The 16887-nt window shown below is 70.5% G+C and carries 13 protein-coding genes; 9 read left to right on the top strand and 4 right to left on the bottom strand.

What is annotated here, in order from left to right; genetic code table 11:
* Positions 1 to 164: 164 nt before the first annotated feature.
* The 3 genes from AB0E94_RS46165 to AB0E94_RS46155 form a co-directional block, all read right to left on the bottom strand.
* Positions 165 to 1394 (bottom strand): VWA-like domain-containing protein, encoded by a 1230-nt coding sequence (locus AB0E94_RS46165; protein ID WP_360340852.1) that lies wholly within the window; start codon positions 1392 to 1394, stop codon positions 165 to 167.
* A gap of 131 nt (positions 1395 to 1525) precedes the next feature.
* On the bottom strand, positions 1526 to 2710 hold the full coding sequence (locus AB0E94_RS46160) for a MoxR family ATPase (RefSeq protein ID WP_360340849.1): 1185 nt from the start codon (positions 2708 to 2710) through the stop codon (positions 1526 to 1528).
* A gap of 64 nt (positions 2711 to 2774) precedes the next feature.
* Entirely contained in the window at positions 2775 to 3938 is a 1164-nt protein-coding gene (locus AB0E94_RS46155) for a hypothetical protein (protein WP_360340846.1), read from the bottom strand.
* A gap of 1934 nt (positions 3939 to 5872) precedes the next feature.
* On the opposite strand from AB0E94_RS46155, the gene AB0E94_RS46150 reads away from it, so the two are divergent.
* Both AB0E94_RS46150 and AB0E94_RS46145 read left to right on the top strand, forming a co-directional pair.
* The gene (locus AB0E94_RS46150) at positions 5873 to 6478 is read left to right on the top strand and encodes a response regulator transcription factor (RefSeq protein WP_360340843.1); all 606 of its coding nucleotides are present in this window, start codon (positions 5873 to 5875) and stop codon (positions 6476 to 6478) included.
* 94 nt (positions 6479 to 6572) lie between these two features.
* Positions 6573 to 7100, top strand: coding sequence for a VanZ family protein (locus AB0E94_RS46145; RefSeq protein WP_360340840.1), 528 nt, complete (start codon positions 6573 to 6575; stop codon positions 7098 to 7100).
* Here the strand turns inward: AB0E94_RS46145 and AB0E94_RS46140 are convergent.
* Entirely contained in the window at positions 7006 to 8163 is a 1158-nt protein-coding gene (locus tag AB0E94_RS46140; protein WP_360340837.1) for a glycosyltransferase, read from the bottom strand. The genes AB0E94_RS46145 and AB0E94_RS46140 overlap by 95 nt on opposite strands.
* 458 nt (positions 8164 to 8621) lie before the next feature.
* Between AB0E94_RS46140 and AB0E94_RS46135 the strand changes: the two genes are divergently transcribed.
* The 7 genes from AB0E94_RS46135 (at position 8622) to AB0E94_RS46105 (ending at position 16796) form a co-directional block, all read left to right on the top strand.
* Positions 8622 to 10577 carry a nucleoside-diphosphate sugar epimerase/dehydratase gene (locus AB0E94_RS46135; protein WP_360340834.1) on the top strand — a complete coding sequence of 652 codons (1956 nt, stop codon included), beginning with the start codon at positions 8622 to 8624 and terminating at the stop codon, positions 10575 to 10577.
* A gap of 62 nt (positions 10578 to 10639) precedes the next feature.
* On the top strand, positions 10640 to 11926 hold the full coding sequence (locus tag AB0E94_RS46130; RefSeq protein ID WP_360340831.1) for a nucleotide sugar dehydrogenase: 1287 nt from the start codon (positions 10640 to 10642) through the stop codon (positions 11924 to 11926).
* Between the two features lie 15 nt (positions 11927 to 11941).
* Positions 11942 to 12595, top strand: a complete 654-nt coding sequence (locus AB0E94_RS46125; protein WP_360340828.1) for a sugar transferase — start codon at positions 11942 to 11944, stop codon at positions 12593 to 12595.
* The gene (locus AB0E94_RS46120; RefSeq protein ID WP_360340825.1) at positions 12585 to 13628 is read left to right on the top strand and encodes a hypothetical protein; all 1044 of its coding nucleotides are present in this window, start codon (positions 12585 to 12587) and stop codon (positions 13626 to 13628) included. Before AB0E94_RS46125 ends, AB0E94_RS46120 begins: the two co-directional genes overlap by 11 nt.
* A 60-nt stretch (positions 13629 to 13688) precedes the next feature.
* Positions 13689 to 14900, top strand: a complete 1212-nt coding sequence (locus AB0E94_RS46115) for a hypothetical protein (RefSeq protein ID WP_360340822.1) — start codon at positions 13689 to 13691, stop codon at positions 14898 to 14900.
* A 627-nt stretch (positions 14901 to 15527) separates the two neighbouring features.
* Positions 15528 to 16274, top strand: coding sequence for a DUF6193 family natural product biosynthesis protein (locus AB0E94_RS46110; RefSeq protein WP_360340819.1), 747 nt, complete (start codon positions 15528 to 15530; stop codon positions 16272 to 16274).
* Between the two features lie 102 nt (positions 16275 to 16376).
* The gene (locus tag AB0E94_RS46105; protein WP_360340816.1) at positions 16377 to 16796 is read left to right on the top strand and encodes a hypothetical protein; all 420 of its coding nucleotides are present in this window, start codon (positions 16377 to 16379) and stop codon (positions 16794 to 16796) included.
* Positions 16797 to 16887: the final 91 nt, after the last annotated feature.

Raw genomic sequence — 16887 nt, 5'->3', positions numbered from 1 at the left:
GAGCCGCCTTTCGGGGGCCGGATTACCGTGCTGAGCGACGGCTGGCGGTTTCCGCGCCGCCCGGCGGCTGCTGTGCGACCGTGAAACGCCGCCCGGCGGCCGCTGAGTGAGCGTGAAACGCCGCCAGGACTGCCCCCCGTTTGAGCGGCCCTGACGGCGAATCCTCAGCCGAGCTGCACCACCCGCGCCCACGACGGGGGCAGGTCCAGCTCGAAGTCCGGGTCGTCCTCGTCGACGTGGCGCGGGCGGGGGAACAGCCCGACCACCGTCCGGCAGGCCGGCTTCCGCTCCGGCCACGGCGTCTGGCCGTCGGTCAGGACCACGATCACGTCCGGCGCCGGCCGGGTGGTCAGCGCCGTCACGAACCCCCGGCGCAGGTCGGTGCCACCACCACCGAACAGCGGAATGCCCTCGGCCTCGCAGATCTCCCCCGTGACGTGCGCGGCCGCGTCGCAGGAGATCACCCGCACCAGGTCCCGGCGGCCACCGACGGCCCGGGTCATCGCGGCCACCTCCAGCAGCGCGGTGCCGAGTTCGGAGTCGCTCACCGAACCCGACGTGTCGATGACCACGCTGACCCGGGGCGGGCGGCGGCGCAGGCTCGGCAGGATCACCCCGGGCAGGCTGGACGAACGCCGGGACGGGCGGTTGTACACGTAATCCTCGCCGACCCCGGGCGCCGACACCGCCGACCGGACCGCGTTGCCCAGCAGCTCACGCCACGGCTGCGGCGGATGCACCACCCGCTCCGCCCAGCGCTGCCAGCCGGCCGGAGTGTTCCCACGACCGATCATGCCCTGGGCCACCCGATAGCGGACCAGCGCCCGTTCCTGTTCGTCGAGCCCGTCGGCGCCGTCCGGGCCCAGCTCCCACGGCCGGTCCGAGCCGTCCGCGCCGCCGCCGCAGTCCAGCCAGGAGAGCTGCCGGAAGTACGGGCCGATCGCGATCATCGGCAGGTACTCCTCCATGAGCTTGCCGGGTTCCAGTCCCAGCAGCTCGGGACCGATCGCGCCGTCCGGGCGGGGCAGGCCGTCGCCGTACACATCGTCGTTGATCTCGAAATCGGCGGCGATGTTCATCCGCAGCCGATCGCCCGGACCGGTCAGGTCTTTCTCCGTGGCCAACTGCGCACCCCGGCCGTGGTGGTCGCGGAGCAGGTGCGAGACCTCGTGCACCCAGACGCCGGCCAGTTCGGCGACCGGGGTGGCGGCCACGAAGGCGGGGGAGATGTAGCAGCGCCAGTACCTGTCGACGGCCATCGTCGGGACCGTCCACGACAGAACTGGGCGCAGGGCGTACAACGCGGTGGCCAGGTACGGCCGGGCCTCGGCGGCGAACAGCCGGGCGGCGTACAACTTGGCGGTCTCTTCCTGATTGAACGCCGCTCGCGGCAACGCCGCAGTGTCGGACGCCGCTCGCGGCAACGCGGCAGTGTCGGACGCCGCTCGCGGCAACGCGGCAGTGTCGGACGCCGCTCGCGGCAACGCCGCAGTGTCGGACGCCGCTCGTGGTAACGCGGTAGTCGTCATCGGGCCGCCAGCACCCGCTTGCGGAGGACGGCGACCGGGGCCAGGCGTTCCATCTCCGCCGGGACCGGCCATTCGTCGCGGCGCAGCGCGGCGAGCGTGGATGCCGGCACCACCACCAGGTCCGGCGGACCGGTCTCCAGTGCCCGGACCAGCACCGCCCACGCCGCCTCCCAGCGGGCCCGGTCGGGCCGTTTGCGGACCGCCTCGACGACCCCGTCGAGGGTCGCCTGCCGCAGGTCGCCACGCTGCGGCAGGACCGCGGCGGCCGGGTCGGCGAGCAGCGTCTCCGGGTCGGGCAGGTCGAGCCGGTCGATGAAGGCCAGCAGTTCCAGCCCCGGGCCGTCGCCGACCGTGCCGCGGACCAGCATCGACAGCACCTCCCGGGACACCCCGGCCGCGGTGGCGAACGCGACCAGCCGCAACGCCATGTCCCAGCTGCGCGGCGACGGCCACGGGCCACCCCGGCGGGCTTCGCTGTCCGGCAGCCGGTGCACCAGCGTCGGCCGCGCCTCCAGGAACCCGCACACCGCCCGCCGGGCCCGTTCCACCGCCTCCGGCAGCAGTTCCCGGCCGAGCCGGGGCAGCACCGCCCGCGGCCAGGTGCCGCCCAGGCCACGCACCACGACCTCGTGCTCGAACGTCCACTGGAGATGCACGAACCGGTTAGCCAGCGGCGGGCTCAGCTCCCACCCGTCGGCCGCCGACGAACGCGGATTCGCGGCCGCCACGATCCGCACCCCGGGCGGCAGCCGCAGCGTGCCGACCCGGCGTTCCAGCACGACCCGCAACAACGCCGCCTGCACCGCGGGCGGGGCCGTCGACAGCTCGTCCAGGAACAGCAGGCCGCGGCCCGCGCGTACCAGCTGAACCGCCCAGTCCGGCGGCGCCATCGGCACCCCCTGGTTCGCCGGGTCGTCGCCGACCACCGGCAGCCCGGCGAAGTCGGACGGCTCGTGCACGCTGGCGATCACCGTGGTCAGCGGCAGCCCGAGCCCGTCGGCGAGCTGGTGGAGGGTGGCGGTCTTGCCGATGCCCGGCTCACCCCACAGCAGAACCGGCAGGTCAGCGGCCACGGCCAGGGTGAGCGCCTCGAGCTGGTTGTCCGGCCGCGTCTCGGTTCCGGTGGCGGTCAGCAGCGCGATCAGATCATCGGCGATGGGAAGATTAAGGTCAGAAAGCATCAAATCAATCACCTTTTGGGTACGCGTAAGCGCGGTCGACGTCAACGACGGGCCTGCTCATGAATCAGCGGACTGCGGCTGCCCTCTTCGGGAGCCGGTGATGCCGGCCACGACGACCGGCCCTGCTCCTGCGCGGCCCGGTCAGGCCGGTTATGCCGAACGGCGCCTGTGCCGCGAGCCCGGCCCGGTACAGGCCGTGCTCGATCCGGCCCTCCTCGGCATCGGTGAGGGCTTCACGCAGCGCGCCTTCCGGTTCGATGCCCGGCCCGAGCAGGTCGACGATCATCGCCGTGGCGCCCGCCAGATCACCGTGTTCGAGCCGGGTGCGCACCTCGTCCAGGCATTCCGGCTGCCGGGCGGAGTTGTCGATCGCTCGCAGGCAGGGAAGCGGCGGCCCACCGAAGACCGTCAGCAACTCCTCCCGGCGAAGCTCCTCGGCATCGTGATCAAGTGGCGTGAGCCGGCCGTCCACCAGCCCCAGCCGATGAACCTCCCCACAGCACTCGACCAGCCGAACCCCCGTCGCCCGATCCGCCCCCGGTTCCCGACGACCCCACACCGCCGCTCCAGCCGCATCACCGGCTGCCGTTTCGGCCGGCTCACCGGCTCCGCGGCCGCTGCCGGTCGCCGTCAGCGCCACCGCGACAAGCGGATGCAGCAGCTCGGCGGTGATCATCCCAGCCCGGAGAAGCTCCAGGTCAGGCGACATCCAGGTGGCTGCATGCGGAAGAACCGGCACACCGTTCCCGCCACGCGCCACGACACCGTCGTCGCCGGTGAGAAGCAGCCGCCGTCCATTCCCGAGCCGCACCGCGACCGCCCCGCCATACCCGTCGGCCGCCCGGAGGATCGCCGCTTCGGCGACCCACCGATGCACGGCATACCCACGCCCCGCCGGAACCTCACCGAACTGCCCGTTCCCGGCGGAGGCCCGGAGCCCGTTCACTTCCGGCGACGGCGCGGCGGCCGGCAGGTGCGAGGAGGCGTCGGAAGCCGGAACCCCGCAGCGTTCCCGAAGCCCAGAGGCGCGATCAGCGGCCCAGAGATGAGGATGCAGGTCGAGCCGGAACCGCCGGTCCGGCCGGGGTCGCGGATGCGGCCCGATCTCCGGCAGCCCCGGATCCCAGAGCCCCAGACTGATCCGCTGCCCGGCCGAAGCCCAGCCGGGCGCCGTCCGCGCCACGAGGTGAATCTCGTGCTCACCCACCGGATACCGGACGAGCGTCATGCTCAGTCCGGGCCGCAGCAGCCCATCCGGCACGGTTCGCGGAAGATGCCATCGCAGCAGGTCAGGAGCAAGCCGCCGAAGATCACCCCGGACCGTAGCCGCGAACGCCCGCCCATACCCGGACGCCACAGCACGCAAATCGAGATCAACATCGACGTGGGCGGCAGCGCAGGCCCCGGCCCAGTCCCCGGCCTCACGCCGAGCGGTAGCAGTTTCGATCATCAAGGCCGGCACGGCGAACTCCCGCACGCGCCGCCAACTGAGAAGACGGTCCGACCCGTCCGCGATCGAGCGCATCAGCACTCACCTTGCGCGGACGAGACCCCCGTTCCACAACCGAAGGTATCCATTGCCCGGCAGCGTACATGCTCACCCCAACCCCGCCAACCCCAATTCAAATGCCGCTTTTGTACGCCCAAATCCCCCTCAACCGCACTTTCCCGCCCCCACAATCCCCCGCGACGCAGCCCTTCCCACAAGACCGCCCAGCGACCGCCGGGCCGAATGCGCCCCTCACCGTCACCCCACCACTCACCTCAGGCAGGCACGCACCGTCCGGCATGCGCTCGTCTCCGGCAGGCACGCGCCGTCCGGCATGCGCTCGCCTCTGGCAGGCACGCGCCGTCCGGCATGCGCTCGCCTCTGGCAGGCACGCGCCGTCCGGCATGCGCTCCTCTCCGGCAGGCACGCGCCGTTCGCAGAGGTTCGTCCCCCGCCAGCCTGGTAGATCTTGCAGGATTCCCCACCTTCGTGCCGATCTTGCACGTTTCTACACGTTTGGGAAGCTTCTTCACGGCCTTCGCCGCCTCCGGGGTCAATCTCTCTGCTGCGCGATGTCCTCCCGCCGAGCATTCGGGCTTTAGCGCCGGTCACGCAGGCGACTGCACTGTCGGCCTGAGGCCGCGAATGTCGCATTTGCGGAGGTTCGCCCTCGTCCAGCTTTGTGGATCTTGCACGCTTCTCCACGCTGGCCGCAATCTTGCACGATTTCTCATGTCTGGGTGTGGTTTGTCTTGCAAGATCCACTGCGTCAGGGAGACCTTGCAGCTTTCTTCCCGTTGGGGCGTGGAAAGGGCTGCAAGATCGGCGCGAGGGTGAAGATTCGTGCAAGATCCGCGGGCGCCGAACCGTGAACGCCCGCCGGGCGGTCTTGCGCCGGGACGGCGGAGCGGGCAGGGCGGAGCGGGCGGGGCGGTGCAACGGGTGGGGCGGCGGAGCGGGCAGGGCGGTGCAACGGGCGGGGCGGTGCGACGGGTGGGGCGGCCGAGTGGGCAGGGCGGTGCAACGGGCGGAACGGTGCGACGGGTGGGGCGGTGCGACGGGCGGGGTGGTGGAGTGGGTGGGGTGGCGTCGGGCGTACCAAAAAGGGGGAATCGGCGGAATGCCCGGATTGGGCATTTAGGGTGTGTGCTCGGAAGGGGTCACCCGGGGGAGGGAATGGGTAATCCTTTTCGGACGTATGAGCGATCTTCGTTTTTGAATGCGATCATGAATGACCTCGATAACGGTTCGGCCGCGGAGGGGGAATCGTTGTCACTTTCAGGTGATCGGAATGGAGAAAATCGATCGTTTCCCGGTACCTTTGGTCCGGAAATAGTTGGACATCGCCCAGGTTTCTCCTCAGTAAACGATCCATGTCCCGGTCATTTCGGCCGCCAGATTCGTTGATCCGGCATACCTGACTCGTTCGATCGGCTATGGGCAGGTGCGCAGAGTGCTCCGGCCCGTTACGTTAAGTATGTGGCCAATGGTGATCTCCGTTGGCACGAAATGCCTGTGAACTGGGAGGACGACTGTTTTCCCGGATCAATGGAAGATCTGTCGCCCCGGGGATCGCCGAATGGACACGGGGCGCTAGAAAGGTATGTGCATCCAGCGTTCCTGACAGGTCGACAACCGGCCGGCGCCGGGCGTCCATCGACGAGGGTGGTGTGATGATCCGGGTGGTTGTGGTCAGAGACGAGGGATACTTCGGTGTCCCGGTGCGGGCATTCCTCGAGACCGAACCGGACATGCATTACGTCGACACCCTGCCGCTCGGCGGCGATCTGGCGCAGCGGGCCGCGCAGTTGTGGCCGGCCGTCGTGGTGATCGACACGCAGTACATGGTGAGTCAGGTGCTGCCGGTCGCCGATCAGCTGCACACGGCGATCCCGTCGTGTTCGATGCTGCTGCTGTGTGATCCGTCAAAACGGGGCATGCTGCCGCCCCGCCGGTGGAACGGCGGCCTGAACTTCCTGATCAAGGACACGTCACCGGCGATGCTGGCGGACGCGGTGCGGCGGCTGGCCCGGGGCGAGCGGGTGGTGTCGCCGATGCTGCAGGCCGCCTCGCTCAACACCGACCGCGGTCTGAGCACCCGCGAGCTGGAGGTGCTGGGCCTGGCCGCCGAGGGCGAGTCGGTGAAAGAGATCGCCGGCCGTCTCTATCTGTCGGGTGGCACGGTCCGCAATTACCTTTCCGCGATCATTTCGAAGACGGGTGCGCGCAACCGGCTGGACGCCATCCGGATCGCTCGTAAGGAGGGCTGGCTGCGCTGAGTGCGGCGCCGGCCGGGTAGCGTGGGAACAGATGCTGATCCATCGGCTTGATATACCGGCGCTGCCCGTTCTTTTGCCCCTGGGCGTCCTTTTGATGGCCGTTTCCCTGGTGGTGCTCCATCGTCGCGGGGAGCTGACTCCGCTGCGGGTGGCGGTGTTCTGGCTGGCCGGGTGGTATGCGGTGGCGGTGGTCGGCGCGACGATGCTGCCGATGAGCCTGGCCTGGGGGCCGGGCGCGGCGCCGCCGGACCTGTCCCGGATCCTCTGGGTGCCGATCCTCGACATGCGCAAACGCGACTTCGTGCTGAACACGTTGATGACCGTGCCGCTGGCCACCGTGCTGTACCTGGTGTTCGGGGTGCGTGACTGGGGCCGGGTGGTGCGGACCGGTCTCGTGCTGAGCGTGGTCATCGAGCTGACCCAGCTGACCCTGCTGCTGACGCTGAACGGCCTGCGCTGGGCCGACGTGCACGACGTGGTGTCGAACACGTTCGGCGCCGCGTTCGGTTATGTGCTGCTCTGGCGGCTCATGCGTTTCGCACGCTTCCGCCGGGTAGTGGAAAGCTGTGTTTCCGGCCGAATCGTCCGAACCGGCCGCGCCGACCCGGTGACGGCCCGATGACCCGGCGCCGGGCCGGCCGGGTGGCCACCCGCTCGTAGAGGCGGGCGATCTCGTCGGCCAGCCGGCCGGCGTCGTGCCCGGCGCCCGCGGACCGGGCCGGCAGCCGGTCGCCGTGCCGCTCGGCCAGGCACAGCATCTCGGCCCGCAGGGTTCGCGGGAGTGATTCGCGGTCCTGGGAGAGCCGGTGGGTGCCGTGCACCGGCGTCCGCGCGGCGGCCTGTTCCTCCAGGGGCACGCACGAGCCGTAGACGGCCGGCAGCCCGGCCGCCACCGCCTCCAGCGTGGCCAGGCCGAACGTGAACTGGTCGGGGGAGGCGAAGACGTCGATGGCGCAGAGCGTCTCGCGCGGGTGGCCGACCGCCCCCTCGAACCGGACCCGGCCGGCGACGCCGACGATCTCGGCCAGCCGTTCCAGGTCGGCTCGGGCCGGGCCGTCGCCGGCCAGCAGCAGCATCGCGTCCGGCACCTCGGCGAGCGCACGGATCAGCAGGTCGATCCGTTTGTCCGGGGCGAGCCGCCCGACGCTGCCGATGACCGGTTGTCCGGGGCCGATGCCGAGGCGGGCCCGGGCGGCGGCCCGCAGGATCGGGTCGAACCGGAACTCGGCCGGGTCGATGGCCGCCGGGATGGTGGCGATCCGCCGGTCCGGCACGCCCCGCGAGCGCAACCCTTCGGCGACCGCCGGGGACGGGGCGATGACGACCTGGCCGAGGCGTTCGCCGGCCCGGTAGAGGGCGGTGGCCGGGCCGGCCGGATGATGCTCGGTGGCCACGATGTTCGGCACGCCGGCCAGCCGCGCGGCGATCCGGCCCTGGATGCAGGCCCGGTGCATGTGGGTGTGCACGAGGTCGTACCGGCCGTCGCGGATGAGCCGCCGCAGCCGCCGGACGGCGGACGGGTCGTGGTCGCGGCCGCTCGGTATCCGGTGCACCGGCGCGCTGAGCGGGGCGGCGGCGCCGAGCGTGACGACCTCGCTGTCGTACGGCAGCCGGCGCACCAGCAATCGCAGCTGGCTCCCGGCTCCACCCGGTTCCAGCGTGCTGATGACGTGCAGCACCCTCATCCTTTTCCCCCGGTCGCATTCTCGACAGAACGCTTGCGACATCCGCCCTGAAGACGCTGCCGGAAAGTGCGTCGCAACGGAAGTCGCAGATGTCATGCCTAAGATGAAAGCTTCTCGCCGTCGATATGACATCCTCCCCCGAATGGCCATGTCGGGATGCCCGTACGTATCCGCTGAAATGCCGATCAAATAAACGTGAGAAGAACTCGCGTAGCGTATGACAATTGCTACTGTGAACGGCCCCCCGAAGGCTGCAACGCTAATTCCACTAAAGGGAGTCGCGGCGGCATTTCATGTCCGGAAATGCATTTACGCCGACTCGCTTTTCCTTGTCCGGGCGACGAAACCCGGGCGACGAGGTCCGGGCGAACGTCCGGGCGACGGAGTTCGGGCGAACGGGATCCGGGCGACGGCGTTCGGGCGACGAACCGCGGCCGGCATCGTACGAGGGGGATTCCATGCAGGTACGGCGACGAGCGTCCGGCGACAGCAGCGCCGACGCGACTCCCGGCGACTGGCGCGGCCCGGGTCCACACCCGGCTCCGTGGTACCGCCGAACCCTGCCCGGCCGTGCGGCACGCGCGGCCGTCGACGCGGTGGCCCTGGCCGCCGCGCTGCTGATCGCGACGTTGCTCAGGCACGACGGGCACGTCGGTGAGGTCGACTTCACCGGTCTGGTGGTGCTGTCCGCGTTCGCCGCGGTCGTGCACACCGCGGCCGGCATCAACTTCGGGCTCTACACCGGACGCTGGGCGTACGGCTGTTTCGAGGAGATCGCCGCCCTGGTCCGCGCCGCCGTGGTGACCGTGCCGGTGCTGCTCGTCCTGGACACCCTGCTCGGCCGTCTCGTGCCGCGCTCGGCGATCATTGCGGCCGGCCTGTTCGCGCTGGTCCTGACCGCGGGCGTGCGCTACATGGCCCGCTCGCTGCAGGACAGCCGGCTGCGCCCGTCACCCGAGCACGGCGGCCGGGTCGTGGTGATGGGCGCCGGGGAGGGCGCCACCCAGGTGATCCGGGCGATGCTGCGCAGCCCGCGCAGCCGGTACGTCCCGGTCGCGCTGCTCGACGACGACCCGGCCAAGCGCACGTTCCGGGTGATGGGCGTGCCGGTCTGCGGCACCCGCGACGACATGGCCGACGTGGTCCGCCGGTTCAAGGCCGACACCGTGGTGATCGCGATCCCGAGCGCCAGCGCCGACCTGATCCGGGCGCTGACCGAGCTCACCCAGCCGCTCAACGTGGACCTCAAGGTGGTCCCGCCGGTGGTGGAGCTGTTCGGGCGTACCGTCCGGGTCGAGGATCTCCGGCCGGTCAGCCACGAGGACCTGCTCGGGCGTCGTGAGGTCGGCATCGACCTGGCCGCCGTCGCCGGTTACCTGGAGGGCCGCCGGGTGCTGGTCACCGGCGCGGGCGGCTCGATCGGCTCGGAGCTGTGCCGCCAGCTGGCCCGGTTCAACCCGGCGAAGCTGGTGATGCTGGACCGCGACGAGTCGGGGCTGCACGCCGTACAACTCTCGATCGATGGTCGTGGGCAGTTGGACGACCGCAACCTGGTCGTCGCCGACATCCGGGACCAGCAGCGTCTCGACGAGGTGTTCGCCGAGCACAAGCCGCACGTGGTCTTCCACGCCGCGGCCCTCAAGCACCTGCCGCTGCTGGAGATGCACCCGTCCGAGGCGCTCAAGACGAACATCATCGGCACGTACCAGATCCTGCAGACCGCGATGCGCCACAACGTGGACCGCCTCGTCAACATCTCCACCGACAAGGCCGCGGATCCGTGCAGTGTCCTCGGCTACTCGAAGCGGATCACCGAGCGGCTGACCGCGGCCGCCGACGCCGCCGCGACCGGCACCTATTGCAGTGTCCGGTTCGGCAACGTGCTCGGCTCCCGTGGCTCGGTGCTGACCGCGTTCGCCGCGCAGGTCGAGGCCGGTGGCCCGATCACCGTCACCCACCCGGACGTGACCCGCTACTTCATGACCGTCCAGGAGGCGGTGCGGCTGGTCATCCAGGCCGGCGCGCTGGAGAGCAAGGGCGAGGTGCTGATCCTCGACATGGGCGAGCCGGTACGCATCGCCGATGTCGCCAAGCGCATCGCCGACGCCGCCGACCAGCACATTCAGATCGTCTACACCGGACTGCGGCCGGCCGAGAAGCTGGCCGAGGTGCTGCTCGGCCCGAACGAGACCGACCACCGGCCCAACCACCCGCTGATCTCGCAGGCCCCGGTGCCCCCGCTGGATGGCGCGGTGCTTTCGCTGCTCGACCCGTCGTCGCCGCGGGACGACCTGATCGCCGTCCTGCACTGGCTGGCCGACAGCCCCGCCCTGCCCAAGTCGCCGCACCCGGTCTTCGCCGGCAAGCAGCGCCGCCCGGAGTCGGCCGCCGTCCCGTTCGGCCCGCGTCCATGAGCCGTAGGCACAAGGGCGCCCGGAACGTTCGCAGACCCCTGAGCAAACCCCTGAGCAAGCCCATGAGCAAACCCATGAAGGAGAACACGCCCATGCGGGTCGTCATCGCCGGTCAGGGCTACGTGGGGCTGCCGCTCGCGGTCCGCGCCGCCGAGGTCGGGCACTCCGTCGTCGGCTTCGACGTCGACGACGAGCGGATCAAACGGCTCGCCGCCGGGGAGTCCTACGTCGACGACGTGTCCTCGTCCGCCCTGCAACGGGTGCTGGCGACCGGCTCCTTCCATCCGTCGTCCGACCCGCGGGCCTGCGCCGGCTTCGACGTCGCGGTGATCGCGGTGCCGACCCCGCTGCGCGACGGCAGCCCGGACCTCACCTACATCGAGGACTCGGCCCGCACCCTGGCCCGCTACCTGCGCCCGGGCGCGACCGTGGCGCTGGAGTCGACCACCTACCCGGGCACCACGTCCGAGCTGGTGGCGCCGCTGCTGGAGGAGGGTTCCGGTCTGATCGCCGGGGTCGACTTCCACCTCGGCTACAGCCCCGAGCGCATCGACCCCGGCAACCGGGAGTGGAACCTGGTCACCACCCCGAAGGTGGTGTCCGGCATCAACCCGGCGTCGCTGGCGATGGTGCAGGCGTTCTACGCGTCGGTGGTGGAGAAGACCGTCCCGGTCTCCGACCCGAAGGTCGCCGAGCTGGCCAAGCTGCTCGAGAACACCTTCCGGCACGTCAACATCGCCCTGGTCAACGAGCTCGCGGTGTACGCCCACGACCTCGGCATCGACGTCTGGGAGGCGATCGGCGCCGCCAGCTCCAAGCCGTTCGGCTACATGCGGTTCGTCCCGGGACCCGGCGTCGGCGGCCACTGCCTGCCGATCGACCCGTCCTACCTGTCGTGGCGGGTGCAGCGGACCCTCGGCCAGAGTTTCCGCTTCGTCGAGCTGGCCAACGACATCAACAACCACATGCCGGACTACGTCGTACGCCGTCTGGTCGCCGCCCTCAACAAGCGCCGCAAGGCGGTCAACGGGTCGCGGATCCTGCTGCTCGGCCTGGCCTACAAGAAGAACAGCGGCGACGCCCGCGAGTCGCCGGCCCGCCGGGTCGCGTCGCTGCTGCTGGACATGGGCGCCGAGGTCCGCGCGGCCGACCCGCACGTGATCGAGGACGCCCACGTGGACAGCCGGGTCGGGATGGTCGCGCTCACCGCCGACCAGATCGCCGCGGCCGACGCCGTGGTGCTGCTCGCCGACCACGACGACTTCGACCTGGACCTGGTCCTGGAACACGCGCCCTACGTGCTGGACACCAGGCATCGCCTGACCGGCCCGACCGTCGAGTCGCTGTAGGAGAAAGAGGAGACCGTGCGCCTGATCTGGAATGCTCTCAACCGGCTGACCGCCCTCGGAATGCTCGTCCTGCTGGCGCCGGTGATCCTGGCCGTCGCCGCCTGGATCCGGATCGCCGACGGGAAGGGTGTCCTCTTCGTCCAGGACCGGGCCGGCAAGGACGGCGTCCCGTTCCGGATGCTGAAGTTCCGCTCGATGGTCCACAACTCGGTCGCGATGAGCGCCCAGCTCGGCATCGACGACCCGTTCGGCCTGGTCGAGAACGACCCGCGGATCACCAGGTGCGGGCGGTTCCTGCGCCGGACCAGCCTGGACGAGCTGCCCCAGCTGCTCAACGTGGTGTCCGGCCGGATGAACCTGGTCGGCCCCCGCCCGGACGTGCTGCCGCAAGTCGCCTGCTACTCGCCGGAGGACGCCCGCCGTCTCGAGGTGAAACCCGGCATCACCGGCTGGGCGCAGGTCAACGGCCGTGACGACATCGACTGGGCGCAGCGGTTCGTGCTGGACCGCTGGTACGTCGACAACTGGTCACCGGCCCTCGACCTGAAGATCATCTGGCGGACCGCGGTCACCCTGAACCGCGAGGAGCCCCCGGTCCACGTCGACCAGATCAACATCACCCGCCAGAAGTCGGTCCAGGACGATGCGGAAGTCAGCCGTGCCGCCTGAGATCGGCTCGGAGTTCCACTGGGACCCGGCCGCCCTGCTCGATCCTGAGCAGGGCGGTCTGCCCCGGTGGCTGCCCGGTCATGAACTGTTCGCCACCGGCGCCGGCGCGCTCAGCAGCCTGCTGCGCGCGCTCGCTCCGGCCGGCCGGCTGCACGTGCCGAGCTACTTCTGCATGGGCGTCGCCGAGTTCCTCGCCCGGCAGATCCCGGTCACCTTCTACCGGCACCTGCCGGACGACGGCCCGCGCTGGGAGACGCTGCGGGCCGCCGACGGCGACGTCGTCCTCGCCCAGAACCTGTTCGGCCGGGAGGAGGGCACCGCCTGGCACAACTGGGCACGCGCCCACCCCCGGGTCACCGTGATCGAGGACCACTCGCACGACCCGTTCAGCGACTGGGCGCGGACCAGCACCGCCGCCTACGCGGTCGCCTCGCTGCGCAAGACCCTGCCCATCCCGGACGGCGGCCTGCTCTGGTCACCGTCCGGGCTCGACCTGCCGCGACCCTCCGGGACCGGGCCGCAGGCAGCCGGGCTGAAACTCGCGGCGATGCTGCTCAAGGCCGCCTGGCAGGACGGCCGGCCGATCCCCCGGGACCGCTTCCGCGCCCTGCAACAGCAGGGCGAACAGCAACTTCTCGGCAGTGCGGCGGAGGCGTCGGCGGTCACCGCGGCGTTGCTGCCGCTTCTGGACATCGATGGGATACGGTCGTCGTGCGCCCGGAACGCGCAAGAGGTGTCCACGGCGCTTGGGGCCGGTGTGCTGGGCGCCGGGGGCTTCCGCGTGCAACTCGTGCTCTCCTCCGGCAAGGAACGGGACGGCCTTCTCTCGTACCTCAGCAAGGTCGGGATTTTCGCTCCTGTGCATTGGCGCCAGGACCGCAGCGGCTTCTGGAGCGGCGACGAGGAGGCCGCCGGCCTGGGCGACCGGATGCTCACGCTGCCGGTCGACCACAGATGCACCCGGGCCGATCTCGCGCGCATCGTGGAGTCGATCGAGGGATTCGCTCGCATGGATCTTTCCGGAGTCTTATGATCCGAGAGTGACTTGCCGGTCCACGCAGCGTGATCTTGTGGGAGGTGTGCGATGACCTCCATGAGCTGGTTCGCACTGGGGATGGCCGTTTTCGGCGCCTTCAGCTACGCGACCGGGTCGATCCTCCAGGCGATCGGCGCCAAACGCAGCCACAGCACGGCCAGCACCCTGGGTCATCCGCTCTACCTGATCGGCATCGTCTTCGACATCATCGCCTGGATCGGCGCGATCGTCGCCCTCCAGCACCTGGCCGTCTACGTCGTCGAGTCGGTCCTGGCCGGCTCGCTGGCCGTGACCGCGGTCGCCGCCTGGCTGTTCCTCGGGTCGAAACTGCGCCCACGTGACGTCGTCGCGATCGTCTGCACCACCTGCGCCCTCGGCGTTCTCGCGCTCTCCGCCGGCCAGCAGCACGAGATGCTGCCGTCCACCCAGGTCCGCATCGGTCTCGCGTCCGCGCTGGTGCTGCTGTGGGTGCTCGGTTACGGCGCGACGAAGACCGGCCGCCCCGGCCTGATCGCCGTGATCGGCGGTTTCTCCCTCGGCGGCGCCGCCATCTCCGGCCGGGCCCTCCAGTTCCCCGAGGAGGAGATGCGCTCGTTCACCACCGGCGCCGTCGCCGTCATCACGGAGCCGGTCCTCTGGACGATGATCGCGTTCGCCCTGACCGGCATGCTGCTGTATGCCAGCGCGTTGCAGGGCGGCGAGGTCGGCCGGGTGACAGCCGTCCACTGGACCGGCGAGGTGGTCCTCCCGTCGATCATCGCCCTGACCCTGATCGGCGACACGGTTCGCGCCGGCTGGGAACTCCCCGCACTGGCCGCCGGCCTGGTCACCGTGGGTTCCGCGATCGTGCTGGCCTCCGCCCCGGCCGCGGTGGCCCCGGCCGGCGACGACCCGGTCCCGGTCCACCTGCAGGCGGGCGCCGTGGTGGTGCCGCCCCCACGGGCCGGCGCCCTGCTCCCCGCCGAGGCCTGGCGCCTGTCCATTCCCGCCGAGGCCTACTGGCCGGCCCTGCAACCGCCGCTGGTCCGTGGATACGGTTCGTTCAGATGGTTCGGGGCGGCGGCCGCGCCCCAGCCACTGTGGGTGCCGCCCGACCGGACTCTGGCCGCACCCGACGCCATCCCGGCCTGGGCGGGCCCTCAACTCCCCGACTCCCGGACCGCCCCGGCCACCGGCGCCCAGCCGGTCCTGCACCGCCCCCGCCGCCTGCCGTCCCCACGCCACGCGGCCCTCCCACCATCCCACCGCTCCGGCAAATCCGCCGCCTGACCACCACCCATCCGCGGCCCCACCTCCGCGTTCACCATCCGCCCGGCTTCTCCGCGGTTGCGTGCCGCGCCACCCCTTCTCCGCGTCCACGGCTCGCGCTACCGCCCTTCTCCGGGTCTGCGGCTCGCGCCACCGCCCTTCTCCGTGATCTTGTTGACTTCGTGCACACTCGACGTTTCGCCGTTTGGGCAGCGACGTTGCAGGTCGGGGCCGCAGCCGAAGTGAATCTCGCATTCGTCCTGGTCAGCGTCATCCCCAACGAAACTCCGCAAGATCACCGTGAGATCTAATGACCTTGGGTGCTCGCCCAGAGGCGATGCCGGGAGCGAACCGCCGAGGGCGCGCCCGCCGGCCGCAGCGATGGTCAGCGCACACGTTCGCGGATCGTGTGCGTCTGCTTCGCTCTGACGGGGACAGGCGCACACGTTGTGTTGTATGTGTGCGCCTGCCGTCGTTCCGACGAGGGTGAAATCGCACATTGCCGCATTGTGTGCCCTGGTCGTCGCCCGCCGGCGACTACGCCGGGCCGAACGCCGCCGGCCGCGTCTGGCCGCGCGCTGGCGACCACGTCGGCCGAACATCGGTGACCGCGTCTGGCGGCCGCGTTGACCCGGCTAACGTGGATCGATGCCGTCGATCCAATGGGACAATTTGCCCTATCCCGACGTGGTTTCTGCCGGAAGTCTGCGAAACGCCTGGCAGAGCACGTTCGACGGGCTCGGCCTGCGGCGGCAAGCCGAACACGTGCCGTCCCCCGGATGGTTCCGCACTGACGCAGTGGTCGAAAACGGCGACCGGCACGCGAATGTTCACCTGACGCCCGGCGAGCGAACGTTCGCCGTCGACTTCTGGACTTCGGGAATGCAGATGGCCAGCGGTTCAGCGTCCGACCTCGCCCATGTCGCCGCGGCCGTCGACGTGTTCCTCGGCGGCGCCGATCTCCGGCGACTCCACGCGGCCTGGCCGTTCGTGGAGTACCACGGCCTGGCCGAGGCCTTCGAACGCGGCCAGCCCGAGGCGATCGACTACATCTGGCGCCGAATGCTCACCGATCCACCACGTCATGGACTGCACGACTTCCTCCTGGCGGCCGCGGACGAGCCCCGGCTGCGGGCGCTGTTCCCGTTCACCAGCCACTTCGACCTCGGTTTCCGAAGATTCGTCCGCTCCCCGGAGAACCCGGTGCTGGCCTGGGTACGGCCGTTAGGCGAGGGCCACTACCTGATCGCCGGTCCGGACCGGCGCCAGTTGTACACCCCCGGCCCGATCCGCCGGACGATGTGGAACGAGGAACCGATCCCCGGGGCACTGGGCCCCGCAGCCGCCCGGGAGAGCGTCACCCTGGTCCTCACCGCCCTGGACTGGAGCGGCTGACAAGCGGGATGCCAAGTTACCGCCGGTTCCGCCGGAACCCGCCGGACGGACCCGCGGGCGCAGTAGCATCGACGGCACCCGGATGCCATGGTGGTGGTCGATATGGCTCGAAACTGGTGGTCGATCGAGATTCTGGACGGGCCACACTCGTCCGCTGCTCGATGGCGGGATGCCTACCAGGAGACCATGGTGTCGGCAGCGGTCTCCTTCGGCGCCAAGGAGTGGTCCTGGCACGTGTTCGGATGGGGTGTTCTCTTCGAGATCGCCTTCGAGTCCGAGGAGACCTGGCCGGAGTTCCTGGCGTTGCCGGCGGTGCGCGCCGCCCTGGACACGGCCCCCGACCCGGTCAACGGCCTGCTGATCTATCGCGGCCGTGGTGGCAGCGCCGGCCGGGTCCAGCCCCGTCGCCCGCGCCCGACCGCCGGCGCAGGCGCGGCCCCGATCCCGCGCGAGGAATCGCCCACCCGGCTGACCCTGGCCACCACCGAACCGGCTCCCACCACAGCCGGCCTCCGCGCCTGATTCCCTATCGGGGATTTGTTGTCAAGTGCGGGTCTGCTTGACGGTCGGTGAGGGTGCCGGGGAGGATTTGTGTGGGGAAGGTCGCCTCGTC

Origin of the sequence: Actinoplanes sp. NPDC026670 (genome assembly GCF_040638175.1) — a bacterium.
In the GTDB taxonomy this organism is placed as follows: domain Bacteria; phylum Actinomycetota; class Actinomycetes; order Mycobacteriales; family Micromonosporaceae; genus Actinoplanes.
The sequence above is the reverse complement of the archived record's forward strand: the minus strand, read 5'-3'. Positions and strand labels throughout refer to the sequence as shown.